The sequence below is a fragment of the Clostridia bacterium genome (assembly GCA_017554615.1).
In the GTDB taxonomy this organism is placed as follows: domain Bacteria; phylum Bacillota; class Clostridia; order UMGS1840; family HGM11507; genus SIG450.
Genome location: JAFZHY010000017.1, coordinates 36,330 through 53,653 on the forward strand (window position 1 = coordinate 36,330; position 17,324 = coordinate 53,653).

Below are 17,324 nucleotides of genomic sequence, written 5' to 3' on the forward strand. Positions count from 1 at the left end.
ATTTAAATGGGAATTGTAGTTCAGAAATTCGGTGGTTCATCCGTTGCCGACGCAAAGAAAATATTTAATGTTGCCGGCAGAATTGCAGACACATATAACGAAGGCAATGATGTTGTAGTTGTTGTTTCTGCTATGGGCGATACAACTGATGATTTAATAGAAAAAGCAAGAGAAATCAACGATAAAGCCTCAAGAAGAGAAATGGACGTTCTTTTATCAACAGGTGAACAGATAACTATTTCATTACTTGCAATGGCTTTGGAAAAAATGGGTTATCCTGTAATATCACTTACAGGTTGGCAGGTTGCCATGATTACTGACAGTAACAACCAGAAAGCAAGGCTTAAAAATATTCAGACAGAAAGAATCTTAAGCGAACTTGACAAGAAGAAAATTGTAGTTGTAGCAGGTTTCCAGGGTGTTAATGAATATAACGATATCACAACTTTGGGAAGAGGCGGTTCAGACACAACAGCAGTTGCAATAGCAGCAGCAATCAAAGCAGATGTATGCGAAATTTATACAGATGTTGACGGTGTGTATACCACCGACCCAAGAATAGTTAAAAACGCTAAGAAACTTAATGATATATCATATGATGAAATGCTTGAACTTGCATCGCTTGGTGCAAATGTTCTGCATAACCGTTCGGTAGAACTTGCAAAAAAATACAATGTTAATATGGAAGTTAAATCAAGTTTTGAAAAAGTAGATGGAACCAAGGTTAAGGAGGTTGGGCTTGTGGAAAAGATGTTAGTTAGAGGTGTAGCGAGAGATAATGATGTTGCAAGAATATCTATTATGGGTATTCCTGATGAACCGGGGAAAGCATACAGAGTGTTTGACCTTCTTGCAAAAAACAATATAAGCGTTGATATAATTTTACAGTCAATAGGAAGAGATAATACAAAGGATATTTCCTTTACAGTATGTATGGACCAACTTGACGAAGCAGTTAAAGTAATAAACGAAAATCTTGAACTTTTAGGTGCAAAAGAAGTTAAATCAAGAAGCGATATTTCAAAAGTTTCTATCGTTGGCGCAGGTATGGCTTCAAACCCTGGCGTTGCCGCAAAAATGTTTGAAGCATTATACGATGCCCAGATAAATATCCATATGATTTCAACATCTGAAATCAAAGTAAGTGTTTTAATCAATGAAAAGAATGCCGAAAAAGCAGTTGAAGTAATTCACGATAAGTTTTTTAATAACTAAAAGTTAAAAAAAAGGGAACTTAACTTTTAATGTTTAAGTTCCTTTTTTTGTTGAAAAAATGCTTAAAATACTGTATAATAAATTAAAAAAATACTAAGAAAGAAGAAAGAAATGAAAAATATACTTGTAATAGGCGACGTGGTTGGCAGATGCGGAAGAGAACTTATATTTTCCCATTTGGAAGCATTAAAAAAAGAATATAATATTGATTTTACAATAGTGAATGCAGAAAATGCTACAACGGGTAACGGTATAACCGAAAAGTATGCGTATATGCTTCTTGACGCAGGGGCAGACTGTTTAACTTTAGGAAACCACGCATTTGATAAAAAAGATTTATATAATATGCTTGAATGTTCTAAAAAAATTGTAAGACCTCTTAATTTTAACCCTGACTTACCTGGGGACGGGGTTACAGTTATTGAAAAGGACGATTTTAAAATTGCAGTTATAAACATAATGGGAAATGTATATATAGAAAAGGAAGTCTCAAACCCTTTTATTGTTTTAAAAAAAGCAGTTGACAACATTAAAAGAAAGTATGACACTTTAAATATAATTGTCGATTTTCATGCAGAAGCAACAAGCGAGAAACAAGCATTGGCGTATTATATGGACGCAGAGATTACAGCCCTTTTTGGCACACATACTCACGTGCAGACTAATGACTTAAGAATTTTAAAAGGCGGAACAGGGTATATAACTGATGTCGGTATGACAGGGGCAGAAAACTCTGTTATAGGCCTTGAAAAAGAAATAGCCATAGCAAGGTTTAAAGACGGAGAAAAAGGGAAATTCTCATGGTCTGATATTTCTCCTATGATAAACGGATGTGTATTTACTATCGATGAGAAAAGTGGTAAAACCATTGATGTAAAATCAGTTTATAAAAGATATTAAGAGGTATAAAAAATGGAAATTTTTGATATAATTAAAAGACGAAGAACTATAAGAAGTTTTAAAAATATACCTGTTGAAAGAGAAAAACTTAAGTTGATGGTTGAGGCAGGGCGTCTTGCTCCGTCAGGAGGGAATCTTCAGCCTGTTAAATTTATAGTGGTTGATTCTTCCAAATTCTGCGACCTTTTGTTCCCTCATTTAAGGTGGGCAGGGTATACAACACCGTATGGTGTGCCAACTAAAGAGGATGCTCCAAGAGCATATATAATCGTTCTTACTGATTTAAATATAAGAAAAGATGCAGATAATGACGCTTCATATGCTGAAGAAAATATTGTGCTTTTAGCAGAAAGTATGGGTATTTCATCTTGTATTATAGGCTCTGTTTTAAGAGAAGAAGTAGAAAAAATATTTAACATTCCCGATACTATGAAAATTCATACAGTTATAGCCTTAGGCTATCCTAATCAGGAGTCGTTCGTGTTTGATATGGAGGATAGTGTTAAGTATTATCTTGATGAAAATAATAATTTTCATGTGCCAAAGAGAAAAACAGAAGATATAGTTAAGTATTTTTAAGAAAATGAGAGTTTTTAAAAGAAAATGAAAGAAAATCAAGGGTAATTTTAAAAAAATAAAGATTATTAAAACATACCCTTATTTTTACACCTTGAAATAGTGGTAAATATTGGGTATTATATATATTGGCACTCGTAACAAAAGAGTGCTAAAAATTTAAAAATAATTATTTATATACAATAGGAGGCATTGATTATGAAAACATTAAAACCATATCTTGATAAGGTTGTTATTAAGATGGTAGAAACAGAAGAAACAACACAAAGCGGAATTGTTTTACCAGGAAACGCAAAGGAAAAGCCACAAATGGCAGAAGTAATTGCAGTAGGTCCTGGCGGAATAGTAGACGGAAAAGAAGTAACAATGTTTGTTGAAGTTGGCGATAAAGTTATTATCAACAAATATGCAGGAACAGAAGTTAAACTTGACAAAGAAGAATATACTATTGTTAAACAGTCTGATATATTAGCAAAAGTGGAATTTTAAAAGGAGGTATTAAAATATGGCTAAACAGATTTGCTACGGAGAAGAAGCGAGAAAAAAATTAGAATCAGGTATTAACCAGTTGGCTGATACTGTTAAAATAACATTAGGCCCTAAAGGAAGAAATGTTGTACTCGAAAAGAAATTCGGCGCACCTCTTATTACTAATGACGGTGTAACTATTGCCAAAGAAGTTGAACTTGAAGACCCGTTTGAAAATATGGGTGCACAGCTTGTTAAAGAAGTTGCAACCAAAACAAATGATGTAGCAGGGGATGGAACTACTACTGCGACAGTCCTTGCTCAGGCATTGGTAAGAGAAGGTCTTAAAAATATTGCTGCAGGTGCCAACCCTATGATTGTTAAAAAAGGTATCCAGAAAGCAGTTGACACAGCAATTAAAGAAATCGTTAACAATTCTAAAAAAGTTAACGGTAAAGATGATATAGCAAGAGTTGCTGCTATTTCTGCAGCAGACGAAGAAGTGGGAACTTTAATTGCAGAAGCAATGGAAAAAGTTTCAACAGACGGTGTTATTACTGTTGAAGAATCAAAAACAGCAGAAACATATTCTGATGTTGTAGAAGGTATGCAGTTTGACAGAGGCTATATCTCTCCTTATATGGTAACTGATACTGAAAAAATGGAAGCAGTTATAGATGATGCTTTAGTTTTAATTACAGATAAGAAAATTTCAAATATTCAGGACATTTTACCGCTTTTAGAACAAATCGTTCAGCAGGGTAAAAAACTTGTTATAGTTGCAGAAGATATTGAAGGGGAAGCACTTTCTACTCTTATTGTTAACAGATTAAGAGGAACATTTATAGTAGTCGGCGTTAAAGCACCTGGCTTTGGCGACAGAAGAAAAGAAATGCTTCAGGATATAGCAATTTTAACAGGCGGTCAGGTTATATCTGAAGAATTAGGCTTAGACCTTAAAGAAACAACTCTTGACCAGTTAGGAAGAGCAGGACAGATAAAAGTTCAGAAAGAAAATACAATAATTGTTAACGGTAACGGAAATTCTTCTGATATTCAGGCAAGAATTGCTCAGATTAAAGGTCAGATAGAAGAAACAACTTCTGAATTTGATAAAGAAAAATTACAGGAAAGACTTGCAAAACTTGCAGGTGGCGTTGCAGTTATCAAAGTTGGTGCTGCTACTGAAACTGAAATGAAAGAAATGAAATTAAGAATAGAAGATGCACTTGCAGCAACTAAAGCAGCAGTTGAAGAAGGTATCGTTGCAGGTGGTGGAACAGCGCTTATAAACGCTATACCAAAAGTTAAACAGTTGCTTGAAGAAACTGATGGCGATGAAAAAACAGGCGTTATGATAGTTTTAAAAGCATTGGAAGAGCCTGTTAAACAGATTGCCAAAAATGCAGGGCTTGAAGGCTCAGTTATTATTGAAAAGATTTTATCAAAAGATGTTAATATAGGCTTTAATGCGTTAAAAGAAGAGTATGTTAATATGATTGAAGCAGGTATTGTTGACCCTACAAAAGTTACAAGGTCAGCACTGCAGAATGCCGCATCAGTTGCGTCAATGGTACTTACTACCGAAAGCCTTGTTGCAGATATTCCACAGCCTGAAGCACCAGTGCCACAGATGCCAGGTGGAGGAATGGGAATGTATTAAAACTTAGTTTTATTTGCAGTTATATTGCCTTTGGCAGTTTGTGGATAAAAACAAAAAAGCCTGAAACGAGTTTAATCGTTTCAGGCTTTTGTTAATTTTAATTAGTAGTTTTCTGCGTGAATTTCAAAATATGCTTTAGGGTGGTCGCATGTAGGGCAGATTTCAGGAGCTTCTGTTCCAACTATGATATGTCCGCAGTTTCTGCATTCCCATACTTTTACTTCGCTCTTTTTAAATACTTCCTGCATTTCTACATTTTTAAGAAGTGCTCTGTATCTTTCTTCGTGATGCTTTTCAATAGCAGCAACAAGACGGAATTTATGAGCAAGTTCTTTAAACCCTTCTTTTTCTGCAGTTTCTGCAAAACCTGCATACATATCTGTCCATTCATAATTTTCGCCATTGGCAGCTTCAACTAAGTTTTCGGCAGTGTTTCCAATGCCTTCTAATTCTTTAAACCACATTTTAGCGTGTTCTTTTTCATTTTCTGCAGTTTTTAAGAATAATGCAGCAATTTGTTCGAAGCCTTCTTTTTTTGCTTTAGAAGCAAAATATGTATATTTGTTTCTTGCCTGAGACTCGCCGCTAAATGCAGCCTCAAGATTTTTTTCAGTTTGTGTACCGGCATATTTGTTAGCCATAGTAAATACCTCCATTAACTTTTTTATAGGAATATTTTACCTTTTTTTTATGAAAAAGTCAATAAGTTTTTATATAACACAAAAAAGGCGTGTCAATTACTTACACGCCTTAGAAATCATATAGATAAAGATTAAACAGACATCTTGTTAAGCTTACATGCTAACTGAGATTTTTTTCTGCTTGCAGTATTTTTCTTTAAAATACCTTTTGCAACTGCCTGGTCAATTCTTTTAACCGCTGCTTTCAATGCTTCAGTTGCTTTAGCTTTATCGTTACCGTTAACAGCAACTTCAAACTTTTTGATAATAGTTTTTAAGTTTGATTTAAGCATCTGATTTCTAAGTGTTTTAGTTTCAATAACTTTAACTCTTTTTTTAGCTGATTTAATGTTTGGCAAATTACTCACCTCCGACTATCCGATAAACTTGCAAAGACTATTATAATATCAAACTATTAAAATGTCAAGTTTTTTCTATCAATTTTTTTATATTTTTTACTAAAAGAAGACAAAATATGATTATTAAAGGTTAATTGATAATTCTATTATTTATTTCGGAGGTTTCTTTATGAGTATGCGAACAGACTTAGCATTAGAGGCAAGGGAATTGTTTTTAAAAAGCGCTGATATAAAAGATAAAATATTATCTTCAAAGAACAAAAAGGATAATATAATTATACAAAGCGTAGAAATTTTAGACGAAAGAACATCCCAGGTTATAAAAAAACCTGTTGGGAAATATATTACCTTAGAGAGCGAAGATTTTAAACTTTCTGACCCTGCTCTTATAAAAAACGCAAGTTATGTATTAAAAGAAGAACTTTTGAATATTTTAAAAACTATATCGTATAAAACAATCTTAATAGTAGGTCTTGGAAACAGGAATATAACCTCTGATGCATTAGGCCCTCAGGTTATATCAAAAGTTATGGTAACAAGGCACTTAAAAGAATATATGCCTGAGCATATTGATGATGATATTATGCCTGTAAGTGCTATTTCTCCAAGTGTTTTAGGTATAACAGGAATAGAAACAAACGATATAATATCTGCAGTTTGTAAAAAGGTAAATCCTGATTTAGTGTTTGTAATAGATGCTCTTGCATCATCTTCGCCTAAAAGAATTGCAACAACTATACAGATTACCGATACAGGCATAAACCCCGGCTCAGGGGTGGGGAATAACCGTAAGGAAATTAGTAAAAACAGTCTGGGAATTCCTGTTATAGCCATTGGTGTTCCAACTGTTGTAGACCTTGTATCAGTCGTTTCTCCCAGTGATAAAAATAATTTTGAAAAAGACTTTTTTGTAACGCCGAAAGAAATAGATCGACTTATTGAAAACTTATCAAAAATCATTGCAAACGGAATAAATCTTTCTCTTCATAATAATATAGATTTAGAATATATTGAAGCATTTATCGGTTGACTATTTTAAGTTATTGGTATATAATGTAAAAAGTTATTTTTTTAAGGGTTGAATAAAATGAGTTTATTTGAATTTTTCATAATAGGTATAGCCTTATCAATGGATGCCTTTGCAGTATCAGTCTGCAAAGGGTTATCTATTAAAAAATTAAATATTAAAGCACCTGTGATTGTGGGCCTTTATTTTGGAAGTTTCCAAGCGCTTATGCCTTTTGTTGGGTACCTGCTCGGCAATGCTTTTAAAGGGTACATAATGGCTTTTGACCATTGGGTTGCATTTATACTTCTTTCGCTTATAGGTATAAATATGATTAAAGAATCAAAGGAAAACGAGTGTGAAAACGATTCTTCGCTGTCATTTAAAAATATGCTTGTTTTAGCAATAGCAACAAGTATTGATGCTCTGGCTGTAGGCGTTACATTTTCATTTTTAGATGTAAAAATTATTCCTGCAATAACCATAATCGGCGTAACCACATTTGTATTATCTATGTTTGGCGTTAAAATAGGTAATATTTTTGGAATAAAATATAAGTCAAAAGCAGAAATTTTCGGTGGAATTATTTTAGTGGTTATGGGGCTTAAAATACTTATTGAGCATTTATTTTTTGAATAGAATTTAAAAATGCCTTTCTTTAAATAATCAAGATTTTTATATCCTGTTTATTAAAAGAAAGGCTTTTTTTATAAAAGAATTTGTATTAAAAGACCGCTGAATGCACCTATTAAGTAAAGAACAAGGGTAATTTTAATATTTTCTGTTAAATTTTTATTTCGTTTATAAAGAACTAAAAGACCTACCCCAGCACCAGAGGCTAGCCCTGCTATCAAAGAGCCGAAACTTATTGCACCTTCTAAAAAACTCTTGGTTAAAATAACTGACGCCGCACAGTTTGGAATAAGACCTATAAGTGAAGAAATAAAAGGCTGAAGATAGGAATTTTTTAATAAAAGATAGGAAAACTTATCTTCGCCGAAAATTTCAATTATGTATGTTAAAACAAAGGTTGCAACAAATAAGAAAATAAATATTTTAATTGTGTGGATAAAGGCAGTTTTTAAAATTCCACCCTGGCAATCTTCACAGTTTCCGTGAAAATGATGGTGATGGTCTTTTTCTTCGCAGATGTTTTTATCCTTTTTATTTAATATAAAATCAATCAATGTTCCAAAGATAATAGCAATTATAACTTTAATTAAAATAACTAAGATAACAAAATGTGCTTTTGAAGGCTCGGATAGAATGATAGGAATTGCCTCATCACTTGTTGCAATAAAAATTGCAAGCATTGTTCCTAAAGTTATTGCCCTTTTTGAATATAAATCAGATGCAATAACGGAAAAACCGCATTGGGGTATGCTTCCGAGTATTCCGCCAAAAACTCCTCCAAGTTTTCCTGACTTCATAAGAGTATGGCTTAAATGGGTGTTGTTTTTATGCTCAATATATTCTATAATTAAATAAACAAGAAAAATAAACGGAAGTATTTTAACTGAGTCTATAAAAGAATGCTCTAAAATGTGAATGAAAATATGCATAAATAATGCCTCCTTAATTTCATTATAACACATAAATTAAAATAATAAAATACTATAATATAAAAAAGGTGGTTAATATGATAAAAATATTGTTTGTATGTCATGGAAATATCTGCAGAAGCCCAATGGCTGAATTTATAATGAAGAATCTTGTAAAAGATTTTAAAGAAGATTTTTATATTGAATCAAGGGCAACCAGCAGTGAAGAAATAGGAAACCCTGTCTATCCCCCTGCAAAAAGAAAATTAAAAGAACACGGTATTTTATGCGACTTAAAAACTGCAAGAAAGATGACAAAGGAAGATTATAAAAATTTTGATTATATAATATTAATGGATAAAAACAATTTAAGAAACATTAAATATATCATAGAAGAGGATACGGATAATAAAATATCACTCCTTTTAAATTGGGCAGGGGAGGATAAGGAAGTTTCTGACCCATGGTATACGGGAGATTTTGATACCTGTTATAATGATATTTTAAGAGGTTGTAAAGGAGTTTTAAAGAAAATCAGATAACAATAAATGGGCTGTTTAAAATTTGTTAACTTTTTAAACAGCCCTTAGTTTCTTTCTTGAGAGATAGGTAAAAATGTTTGGAATGGACAAACTTAGCCAAAGCTTTGCTTTGGGTTACCCGAAGGCGTACAAAGGTACGTCGAGCGGCTAAGTTTGTTCATAGCAAAAAGTTTTAAATATCAAAGATTTTTATTTTTAAAAATCTTTACCTTGTTAATATCATTTCAATAGATTATAAGTATTGAAATAATTGCTATTATTAACTTTTTGCGTTCCAGACTTTTTTAACATCTCTTCTGCTAATTATTTCTGTAAATCTTTATTTCTTATTTCTACACGCCTTACTTTACCGCTTATAGTTTTTGGAAGTTCATCTACAAATTCTACAATTCTTGGATATTTGTAAGGAGCAGTATGAGTCTTAACATATTCCTGAATTTCTTTTTTAAGTTCATCAGACGGTGTATTTCCTTTAGTAAGAACTATTGTGGCTTTAACAATCTGACCTCTTACTTCGTCAGGAACAGGAGTTATGGCACATTCTAAAACATATGGAAGTTCCATAATTACGCTTTCTATTTCAAACGGGCCGATACGGTAGCCTGATGATTTAATAACATCATCAATACGGCCTACATACCAAAGGTATCCGTCTTCGTCCATTGTTGCCTGATCCCCTGTGTGATAATATCCGTCGTGCCAAGCTTCGTTTGTTTTTTCTTCATCTAAGTAATATCCTGTAAAGAGTCCGCATGGTGCACCGTCTTTTGTGCGTATGCAGATTTCCCCTGTATCACCAGTTTTACATTCGTTACCGTCAGCATCTAATAAAACTACGTCATAAAGTGGGCTTGGTCTTCCCATTGAGCCGATTTTTGGTTTTGAGCCTACAAAGTTTGCAATAGAAAGAGTAGTTTCAGTCTGCCCGAAACCTTCCATAATTGTTAGTCCTGTGGCTTTTTTGAACTGATTAAACACTTCAGGGTTTAATGCTTCTCCTGCAGTTGTAGCATATTCTATTGAAGATAAATCGTATTTTGATAAATCTTCTTTAATAAAGAATCTGTACATAGTAGGCGGAGCGCAGAATGTTGTTATATTATATTTTTTAAATAAAGGTAAAATATCTTCTGAACTAAATCTGTCAAAATCATATGTAAATATTCCTGCTTCACATAGCCATTGACCGTAAAGTTTACCCCATAGCGCTTTACCCCAGCCTGTATCAGAGATGGTAAAGTGAAGACCGTCGCGTTTTACATTGTGCCAATGTTTAGCAGTAGGGTAGTGGCCTAACGCATATTTATATGAATGTGTCGCAATACGCGGATAACCTGTTGTGCCTGATGTAAATATCATAAGCATAGGGTCATCGCCGCAAGGAGTGTTTTCATTTCTTTTATAATGAGTGCTGAAACGTTCCATTTCAGTATTATAATCATTCCATCCGTCTCTTTGTCCGCCAACAAGAATCTTAATCATAGAGTCAAATTCTTTTGATGCCTTTTCTGCCTCGTATGAAACATCTCCGTCAGCAGTACAAACAATCGCTTTAACCCCTGCAGCCTTGTATCTGTAAGAAAAATCGTGTTCTACCAACTGATTTGTTGCAGGAATAGCAATAGCACCTATTTTATGAAGTGCAAGCATACAGAACCAGAACTGATAATGGCGTTTTAATACAAGCATTACTTTATCGCCTTTTTTAATACCGAGCGATTCAAAATAGTTTGCAGTTTTTGCAGAGTATTTCTTCATATCGCTGAAAGTAAATTTTCTGTCTGATTTATCATTTGCAACCCACATCATTGCTAACTTATCAGGGTTTTTCTTTGCAATAGCATCAACACAGTCAAAAGCAAAGTTGAATTTATCTTCATTTTTAAATTTAACTCCGTTAAATACACCTTTTTTATCATAGAAAGATTCTATAAAATTATCAGCAACAGTATGAGATGAGTTTTCTTTAACTTCTGTTTTGGTTTCAATATAAGGAGTTTCAGGATATTCTTCGCTAAAATGTCCGTCCTGAGGGTTTAAAACAACTGCGTGAAATTCACATCCGCCCTCGCTTACTGCAATCATACCGTGAGGAATAATACTGTTGTAAAAAATAGAGTCGCCCTCGTTTAAAATATCAATATGGTCTCCAACCTGCACTTTAAGTGAACCCTTAACGATAACATCAAATTCCTGACCGTTATGAGAACTTAGTTTTATAGGAGCATTTTGTTCTTCGGCGATATAAGGGAATTTAACTAAGAAAGGTTCTGCAAGTTTTTCTTTGAATTTAGGCGCTAAGTTGTTATACACAACGCCATGGCTTTTTAAAATTTTAAGACCTTCTCCTTTTCTTGTAATAGCAAAAGAAGTAAGTGTTGAACTTGTTCCCTCTAAAATATCAACAACTTCAACATTACATGCTTTGGCACATTTATAAATAAATGTAAAACTAAAATCAGTTTCTCCCTGCTCTAATACAAGGTAGTCTTCCAAAGACACGCCTGTTAGTTTTGCAAGTTCTTCTGGGGAGTATCCTTTAGCCTCTCTTAAGTCTTTAATTCTTCCTGCAACCTCTTTTAAACTGTATTCCATTTATTTTACAACTCCTTTTTAAAAAAAGATTATAAACTTTATTAAAAAAACCCGTCTCAAATTACTTTGAGACGAGTTGATAAAACCCGCGGTACCACTCAAATTACGGAAAAATTTATCCGTCGCTTACCGGACTCTGTCAAGCCCTTTGCCTTTACGCAGCAATACGGAAGGAGTCTACTTGCATCCTTTGCTTTCGGTCCTTCGACTCAGAAGTGATAAGTCATTGGAAAGTTCTGCTATTGCCTTGCACCAATCGGCAACTCTCTGTAAGCATTACTGCCCGACCGTCTTCGTCACAGTCTTTTTTTGAGATATTCAAATTCAGTAGTATTATACTCTTTATAAAAAAATATGTCAATACTTTTTTAAAATTAAATATATTATTTTTTTAGTCCTAATATTTCTACCGATTCATCGCGCATTTTATATTTTAGAATTTTTCCTGCAGCATTCATAGGGAACTCTTTTACGAAAACAAAGTATTTAGGAACTTTATGTCTTGCAATAGACATATTACCAAATTCTTTCATTTCATTTTCGTCGGCAGTCTCTCCTTTGTGAAGTATTATCCAGGCGCAACATTCCTCTCCGTATCTTTCGTCAGGAACGCCTACTACCTGAACATCTTTTACCTTAGGGTTAGTTAAGTAAAATTCTTCAATTTCACGAGGATATAAGTTTTCTCCGCCACGGATAATCATATCCTTTAATCTTCCTGTTACCTTGTAATAACCGTCAGAAGTTCTAAGACAGATATCCCCTGAATGAAGCCAACCGTCTTTATCAATAGCCTGACTTGTTGCTTCAGGCATTTTGTAATACCCCTTCATTATGTTAAAGCCTCTTGCTACAAACTCTCCACTTTCTCCGTCAGGCATCTCTTCTCCTGTTTCAGGGTCAATAACCTTACATTCAACACCAGGGAACGGGCTTCCGACAGTTTCAACACGGTGGTCAATATCTTCATTTACTTCGCCCATTGTACAGCCGGGGGAAGCCTCTGTCTGACCGTAAACCGAAATAATCTCTTTCATATTCATTTCGTCGGCAGCGCGTCTCATAAGGTCAGCAGGGCAGTTTGCACCTGCCATAATTCCTGTTCTCATATATGAAAAATCAGTTTTACTAAAATCAGGATGAGCAAACATTGCAATAAACATGGTAGGAACTCCGTTAAAACAGGTAATATGCTCATCATTAACACAAGACAGGGAAGACTTAGGCGAGAAATACGGAATAGGGCAAAGAGTACCCCCGTGAGTCATCATTGATGTCATAGATAAAACCATTCCGAAACAGTGGAACATAGGCACCTGAATCATCATACGGTCTGCAGTTGATAAGTCCATTCTGTCGCCGATTATTTTACCGTTGTTTACAATATTTCTGTGGGTAAGCATAACCCCTTTAGGAAAGCCTGTTGTTCCTGATGTATACTGCATATTACATACATCATCAGGTTTAACAAGTGATGCTCTTCTTCTTACTTCTTCTCTTGGAATAAGTGATGCGCGTGAAAGCATCTTTTCCCATGTTAAGCATCCATCCATTGAAAACCCTGCAGTAACAACATTTCTTAAAAACGGAAGATTTTTAGAATATAAAGGTTTTCCAGGAGTTAAGTTTTTAAGTTCAGGACACAAGGTCTGTATAATTTCTTTATAGTTAATATCTTTACAGTACTCTATCATTATAAGAGTATGAGTATCTGACTGTTTTAATAAATATTCTATTTCGTGAATTTTATAAGCAGTATTTACAGTTACTAAAACTGCTCCGATTTTTGTAGTTGCCCAGAATGTAATAAACCATTCAGGAATATTGGTAGCCCATACTGCAACATGGTCTCCTGCCTTTACTCCAAGAGAGATAAGCGCAGCAGCACATTCGTCAACATCGCGTCTGAACTGTTCATATGTTCTTGTGTAATCCAAAGTCGGATATTTAAATGCATATTGGTCAGGATAATTTTCTGCCATAGTATCTAAAACATCTGAAAATGTTGCATCAACAAGGTCATATTTTTTCCAGACATATGTTCCTGTTTTTGCACGGTTAAAATATGCATGGTCAAAATTTTTCTTTTCCCTTTTAAGTGATGAAATATAATTTGCAAAGTGTGTAAGAACTATATCTGCATCATTGATTTCTTCGTTCCATGCAGCACAGATAAACCCTTCGTAGTTAAGAGAAGAAAGAGCGTTTATAAGTTTTTCAACAGGTAATTCTCCCTCGCCGATAAGAACTGTTTTTGAATCTTTCATATCTCCAAGTCTTACATATTTAATATATGCGCCAAGAGTTTTTATAGTGGTTTCTGCAGTTTCCAAAGCATCAAAATATGTACCTCTTAAATTCCAGGATACGCCTATTGCAGCGCTGGAAAAATAGTTTATAATATCAAGCACCTTTTCGGTGTTTGCAAGAAAACCTACTGTTTCAAAAAGAATTAAAACATCCTGATTTTCTGCTTTTTTAATAGCAGGGGATAACTTTTCTGATAATATTTCAAAAGGAGTGTCTTCCATAACTCTTACTATAACATTTGGAATACCTGATTCCTTTGCCATATCCACATATTTTGAAATAAGCGAAGATGTTGTATTCTCATCTTCAACAGGGCAAGGCATACGAAGAGCGCTAACATGAATGTTTCTGTTGATAAGTTTTCTTCTTGCATCGGCAACACGGTCTCTTCTTAAGATACTGTCGTGATGCTGAGTGCGTTCCTTAATGGCATCATATATTTCAAACCCTGCAAAACCGTATTCATATGCATACTGGCATACATCAAGAAAAGATGCACGGTTTACATTTTTTGTTGAAAATACAATTTTCATTTTATGCCTCCTCAAATACTATCTTGTTAAGAGCGTTGATATATGCTCTTATACTTGCAGCAACAATATCGTCAGAAATACCGTTTCCTGAATATAATTTTCCGTTATTTCTAAGTCTTACAAGGGCAGAGCCTAACGCTTCTTTACCCTCTGTTACAGAATGAACTTCAAAATCGTCAAGTTCGTAATGATGGCCCACGCATTGTTCAATAGCACGAAAAGCCGAATCAATAGGTCCGTCGCCAACACTTACGCCACACATAACCTCATCGCCACTCTTTAGAGTAACCTGAGTCATTGAGCCTGTAATGTTTCCACTTGTTGTAGTATAGTTTTCAAGATGATATGAACTTGGTGCCTGCATAGCATATCCTGCAATCAACGCTTCAAGTTCTTTTGCTCCTACTGCATCTTTCTTTTCTAAAACCTTCATAAGTGCTTTATGCACATTCCCACAGTCATATTCAGAAAGGTCGTAACCTAAAATGCGTGTAGCATGGGTAACTTCTTTAAGTGTACTGTCAGCATCAAGTAAAATCTTTTTCTTTTCACTGACTTCATTTTTTATTTCATAAACTTCACTTTTTATTGATGAAAGCATATCTTCTATGCTTGAGTGAATTTTAGTGTTGTTAAGGTTAGTTTTTAAATCAAGTTGAGATGAGCAAACATTTATAGCATCTGCAATTTCGCCTGTAAGCATTATATCATTTCCTGCCATAGCGCATTTAAGACCGTCTGCACCGTTTGTAATTGCGCATATACCTGATGCAACACCCATATTGATACGGTCTGATACCTGAACATATAGCGGTATTGATATTTCGCTTTTAATCTTTTTAGTAAGGCTTCCTATTTCTTCAGGAAGAGAAATTCCGGCATCGTCGCACAGTGTAACTAATGTGGCACCGTTATTTTCTGCTTCTTTTACTGCACTGATAAGAAAGTCAATATCTGCTCTTGTAGCATCAAGTGCGCAAAATTCAACATCATCACAAAATTCTTTGGCGCATTTTACAAGTTCGCCGATTTTTAAAGTCATCTTATCTGCTTTTATATGATATGTATATTCCATCTGTACGGTTGATACAGGAAGTTCAATCTGCAAACGTGGTTTTTTAGCATCTTTTATACATTCCCAGGCATTTTTAATTTCTTCCGAAGAAAAACCTGCAGGAATGGCAAGATGAGCGTTTTCAACATTATTTGCAATGGTTTTATAAATAATAGTATCTTCTCTTAAATTTTTAATTGGCGCAAGTTCTATAACGTCTGCACCGATACTGTCTGCACAGGCTGCAACACTGGTTTTTTCACGAAATAAAAGAGAAACTTCTCTTTCATAAGAAAGTTTTTTAAGTGTAATATCAGAAATATTAATGTTTTTCATTTTGATAAAACTCCTCTCAAAATTATATGTATATAAGTGGTATAAAACAAAAAAACGCTCCCGTCTCTCTGCTTTATTCAAAGAGACGAAAACGCAAAGTTCTCCTTCGTTTCCGCGGTACCACTCTTCTTCATCCTAAGGGATGCACTTTAGATGCCAACACATCTTAACTCTGTTACGGGAGTGCCCGTCTGCCACTACTAATAAATTCACAGCAGCCGCTCCGCGGTGAGTTCAGTAAAACTTTTTTAATGCTTTCCACCAAACAGCATCTCTCTTTAAAAAAAGAATTCACTTACTATTCCGCCTCTTAGCGTTTTTAACTTATCGATTATTTTAACATATAAACTTATATATTGTCAATGGTTTTTAAAAAATTTGTTATTGTTTCTTCGTCATAATATTCGTATATTTTATAAAATTCTATGTTGAATTATTTTTATATAATTGATATTATAAAACTAAACAGGGTTTATATGTTAAAAAACAAGGAGGATATATGAAAGAAGTAAAAAATATTTTTACAGCATTTATATTAAACCTGATATTTTCAGTTTTTGAGTTTTTCGGGGGGATATATACGGGAAGTGTTGCTGTTATATCAGATTCTGTTCATGATTTAGGGGATGCACTAAGCATCGGTTTATCCTATTTTCTTGAAAAAAAGAGCAGAAAACAGCCTGATGAAAAGTACACTTACGGATATTTAAGATATTCGCTTTTAGGAGGGCTTATTACTACTTTAATACTTATACAAGGCTCAGTTATAGTTATAATAAATGCAGGTTTAAGATTAGTATACCCTAAAGAAATAAACTATGAGGGAATGATTATTTTTGCTGTTATCGGTCTGATAGTAAACGCTGCCGGTGCGTTTGTTACCCATGGGGGAAGTTCTCTTAATCAAAGGGCAGTAAATCTTCATATGTTAGAGGATGTGTCAGGCTGGGCAGTGGTGCTAATCGGTGCAGTTATAATGAAGTTTACAAAAATTACAGTTTTAGACCCTTTAATGTCCATAGGGGTTGCAGTTTTTATATTCTATAATTCCATAAAAAGTTTTAAAAAGATAATAGAGGTATTTTTAGAAAAAACACCTCATAATTTAGAATGTGAAAATATAAGAAAAGAAATTTTGGAAATTAACGGAGTTATTAATGTTCATCATATGCACATATGGAGTATGGACGGAGTAAATAACTATGCTACCATGCATATAGTTACATCAAATGATTTTAAAGTTATAAAAAAAGAAGTAAAAGAAAAACTTTATCAATATGATATACACCATGCAACTTTAGAACTTGAAGATGAAAATGAAGAGTGTTTATCAAAAGAATGTAAGACAAAGGATAATAAATGTTCTCACTGTCATCATCATCACTAAACTCTAAAAATATTTTGGTTAGTGCAGTAGTACTCGAACACCATATGGTTTTAAAATATAAATTATGTTTCATATTGCAGAAATCTCTTCAGATATACAAAAGTATTATCCTTGATATTTCTTTATCTGAAACAAAATTTCTTGTTTTAAAACTCTTCG

At 33.9% G+C, this 17,324-nt stretch carries 16 protein-coding genes and 1 other annotated feature; of the genes, 10 read left to right on the forward strand and 6 right to left on the reverse strand.

All coding sequences use genetic code 11. The features are described from left to right. The first annotated feature begins 6 nt into the window (after positions 1-6). The 5 genes from IKZ35_04270 to groL all read left to right on the forward strand — a co-directional run bounded on the left by IKZ35_04270 (position 7) and on the right by groL (position 4,822). Entirely contained in the window at positions 7-1,215 is a 1,209-nt protein-coding gene (locus IKZ35_04270; protein ID MBR4893178.1) for an aspartate kinase, read from the forward strand. A 111-nt stretch (positions 1,216-1,326) separates the two neighbouring features. Beyond that, positions 1,327-2,115 carry a TIGR00282 family metallophosphoesterase gene (locus IKZ35_04275; GenBank protein MBR4893179.1) on the forward strand — a complete coding sequence of 263 codons (789 nt, stop codon included), beginning with the start codon at positions 1,327-1,329 and terminating at the stop codon, positions 2,113-2,115. Positions 2,116-2,127: 12 nt separating this feature from the next. Beyond that, positions 2,128-2,694, forward strand: a complete 567-nt coding sequence (locus IKZ35_04280) for a nitroreductase family protein (GenBank protein MBR4893180.1) — start codon at positions 2,128-2,130, stop codon at positions 2,692-2,694. Between the two features lie 195 nt (positions 2,695-2,889). After that, complete coding sequence (locus tag IKZ35_04285; protein MBR4893181.1) at positions 2,890-3,180, forward strand: co-chaperone GroES; 291 nt, start codon at positions 2,890-2,892, stop codon at positions 3,178-3,180. A gap of 16 nt (positions 3,181-3,196) precedes the next feature. Next, positions 3,197-4,822, forward strand: a complete 1,626-nt coding sequence (gene groL, locus IKZ35_04290) for a chaperonin GroEL (GenBank protein ID MBR4893182.1) — start codon at positions 3,197-3,199, stop codon at positions 4,820-4,822. A gap of 101 nt (positions 4,823-4,923) precedes the next feature. On the opposite strand, the gene IKZ35_04295 is transcribed toward groL, so the two are convergent. Together IKZ35_04295 and rpsT are read right to left on the reverse strand one after the other, a co-directional pair. Then, entirely contained in the window at positions 4,924-5,463 is a 540-nt protein-coding gene (locus IKZ35_04295; GenBank protein ID MBR4893183.1) for a rubrerythrin family protein, read from the reverse strand. Between the two features lie 131 nt (positions 5,464-5,594). Then, a complete protein-coding gene (gene rpsT / locus IKZ35_04300) occupies positions 5,595-5,861 on the reverse strand; it encodes a 30S ribosomal protein S20 (GenBank protein MBR4893184.1) in 267 nt (88 codons plus the stop codon). 169 nt (positions 5,862-6,030) lie between these two features. Between rpsT and IKZ35_04305 the strand changes: the two genes are divergently transcribed. Together IKZ35_04305 and IKZ35_04310 are read left to right on the forward strand one after the other, a co-directional pair. Next, the gene (locus IKZ35_04305; protein MBR4893185.1) at positions 6,031-6,891 is read left to right on the forward strand and encodes a GPR endopeptidase; all 861 of its coding nucleotides are present in this window, start codon (positions 6,031-6,033) and stop codon (positions 6,889-6,891) included. Positions 6,892-6,948: 57 nt separating this feature from the next. Then, the gene (locus IKZ35_04310; protein MBR4893186.1) at positions 6,949-7,506 is read left to right on the forward strand and encodes a manganese efflux pump; all 558 of its coding nucleotides are present in this window, start codon (positions 6,949-6,951) and stop codon (positions 7,504-7,506) included. Between the two features lie 68 nt (positions 7,507-7,574). Here IKZ35_04310 and IKZ35_04315 read toward each other — a convergent pair whose 3' ends face one another. Beyond that, the gene (locus IKZ35_04315) at positions 7,575-8,429 is read right to left on the reverse strand and encodes an arsenic efflux protein (GenBank protein ID MBR4893187.1); all 855 of its coding nucleotides are present in this window, start codon (positions 8,427-8,429) and stop codon (positions 7,575-7,577) included. A 77-nt stretch (positions 8,430-8,506) separates the two neighbouring features. Here IKZ35_04315 and IKZ35_04320 point away from each other — a divergent pair, with 77 nt between their 5' ends. Then, positions 8,507-8,950: a low molecular weight phosphotyrosine protein phosphatase gene (locus IKZ35_04320; protein MBR4893188.1), complete on the forward strand. Its 444-nt coding sequence runs from the start codon at positions 8,507-8,509 to the stop codon at positions 8,948-8,950. A gap of 303 nt (positions 8,951-9,253) precedes the next feature. Here IKZ35_04320 and IKZ35_04325 read toward each other — a convergent pair whose 3' ends face one another. The 3 genes from IKZ35_04325 to IKZ35_04335 form a co-directional block, all read right to left on the reverse strand. After that, positions 9,254-11,545, reverse strand: coding sequence for an AMP-binding protein (locus IKZ35_04325; GenBank protein ID MBR4893189.1), 2,292 nt, complete (start codon positions 11,543-11,545; stop codon positions 9,254-9,256). A gap of 383 nt (positions 11,546-11,928) precedes the next feature. Continuing rightward, entirely contained in the window at positions 11,929-14,388 is a 2,460-nt protein-coding gene (locus IKZ35_04330; GenBank protein ID MBR4893190.1) for an AMP-binding protein, read from the reverse strand. 1 nt (position 14,389) lies between these two features. Further along, entirely contained in the window at positions 14,390-15,778 is a 1,389-nt protein-coding gene (locus tag IKZ35_04335; protein ID MBR4893191.1) for a hypothetical protein, read from the reverse strand. A gap of 78 nt (positions 15,779-15,856) precedes the next feature. After that, positions 15,857-16,099: a binding site (T-box leader), on the reverse strand. A gap of 178 nt (positions 16,100-16,277) precedes the next feature. Between IKZ35_04335 and IKZ35_04340 the strand changes: the two genes are divergently transcribed. Together IKZ35_04340 and IKZ35_04345 are read left to right on the forward strand one after the other, a co-directional pair. Continuing rightward, positions 16,278-17,165 (forward strand): cation transporter, encoded by an 888-nt coding sequence (locus tag IKZ35_04340; protein ID MBR4893192.1) that lies wholly within the window; start codon positions 16,278-16,280, stop codon positions 17,163-17,165. After that, the coding region (locus IKZ35_04345; protein ID MBR4893193.1) for a hypothetical protein at positions 17,138-17,324 on the forward strand (187 nt) is incomplete at its 3' end. The genes IKZ35_04340 and IKZ35_04345, both read left to right, overlap by 28 nt.

What these genes read in the sequence shown, in the direction of transcription:
- IKZ35_04270 (MBR4893178.1), top strand. Translation starts at nt 7, where the DNA reads ATGGGAATTGTAGTTCAGAAATTCGGTGGTTCATCCGTTGCCGACGCA.
- IKZ35_04275 (MBR4893179.1), top strand. Translation starts at nt 1,327, where the DNA reads ATGAAAAATATACTTGTAATAGGCGACGTGGTTGGCAGATGCGGAAGA.
- IKZ35_04280 (MBR4893180.1), top strand. Translation starts at nt 2,128, where the DNA reads ATGGAAATTTTTGATATAATTAAAAGACGAAGAACTATAAGAAGTTTT.
- IKZ35_04285 (MBR4893181.1), top strand. Translation starts at nt 2,890, where the DNA reads ATGAAAACATTAAAACCATATCTTGATAAGGTTGTTATTAAGATGGTA.
- groL (MBR4893182.1), top strand. Translation starts at nt 3,197, where the DNA reads ATGGCTAAACAGATTTGCTACGGAGAAGAAGCGAGAAAAAAATTAGAA.
- IKZ35_04295 (MBR4893183.1), bottom strand. Translation starts at nt 5,463, where the DNA reads ATGGCTAACAAATATGCCGGTACACAAACTGAAAAAAATCTTGAGGCT.
- IKZ35_04305 (MBR4893185.1), top strand. Translation starts at nt 6,031, where the DNA reads ATGAGTATGCGAACAGACTTAGCATTAGAGGCAAGGGAATTGTTTTTA.
- IKZ35_04310 (MBR4893186.1), top strand. Translation starts at nt 6,949, where the DNA reads ATGAGTTTATTTGAATTTTTCATAATAGGTATAGCCTTATCAATGGAT.
- IKZ35_04315 (MBR4893187.1), bottom strand. Translation starts at nt 8,429, where the DNA reads ATGCATATTTTCATTCACATTTTAGAGCATTCTTTTATAGACTCAGTT.
- IKZ35_04320 (MBR4893188.1), top strand. Translation starts at nt 8,507, where the DNA reads ATGATAAAAATATTGTTTGTATGTCATGGAAATATCTGCAGAAGCCCA.
- IKZ35_04325 (MBR4893189.1), bottom strand. Translation starts at nt 11,545, where the DNA reads ATGGAATACAGTTTAAAAGAGGTTGCAGGAAGAATTAAAGACTTAAGA.
- IKZ35_04330 (MBR4893190.1), bottom strand. Translation starts at nt 14,388, where the DNA reads ATGAAAATTGTATTTTCAACAAAAAATGTAAACCGTGCATCTTTTCTT.
- IKZ35_04335 (MBR4893191.1), bottom strand. Translation starts at nt 15,778, where the DNA reads ATGAAAAACATTAATATTTCTGATATTACACTTAAAAAACTTTCTTAT.
- IKZ35_04340 (MBR4893192.1), top strand. Translation starts at nt 16,278, where the DNA reads ATGAAAGAAGTAAAAAATATTTTTACAGCATTTATATTAAACCTGATA.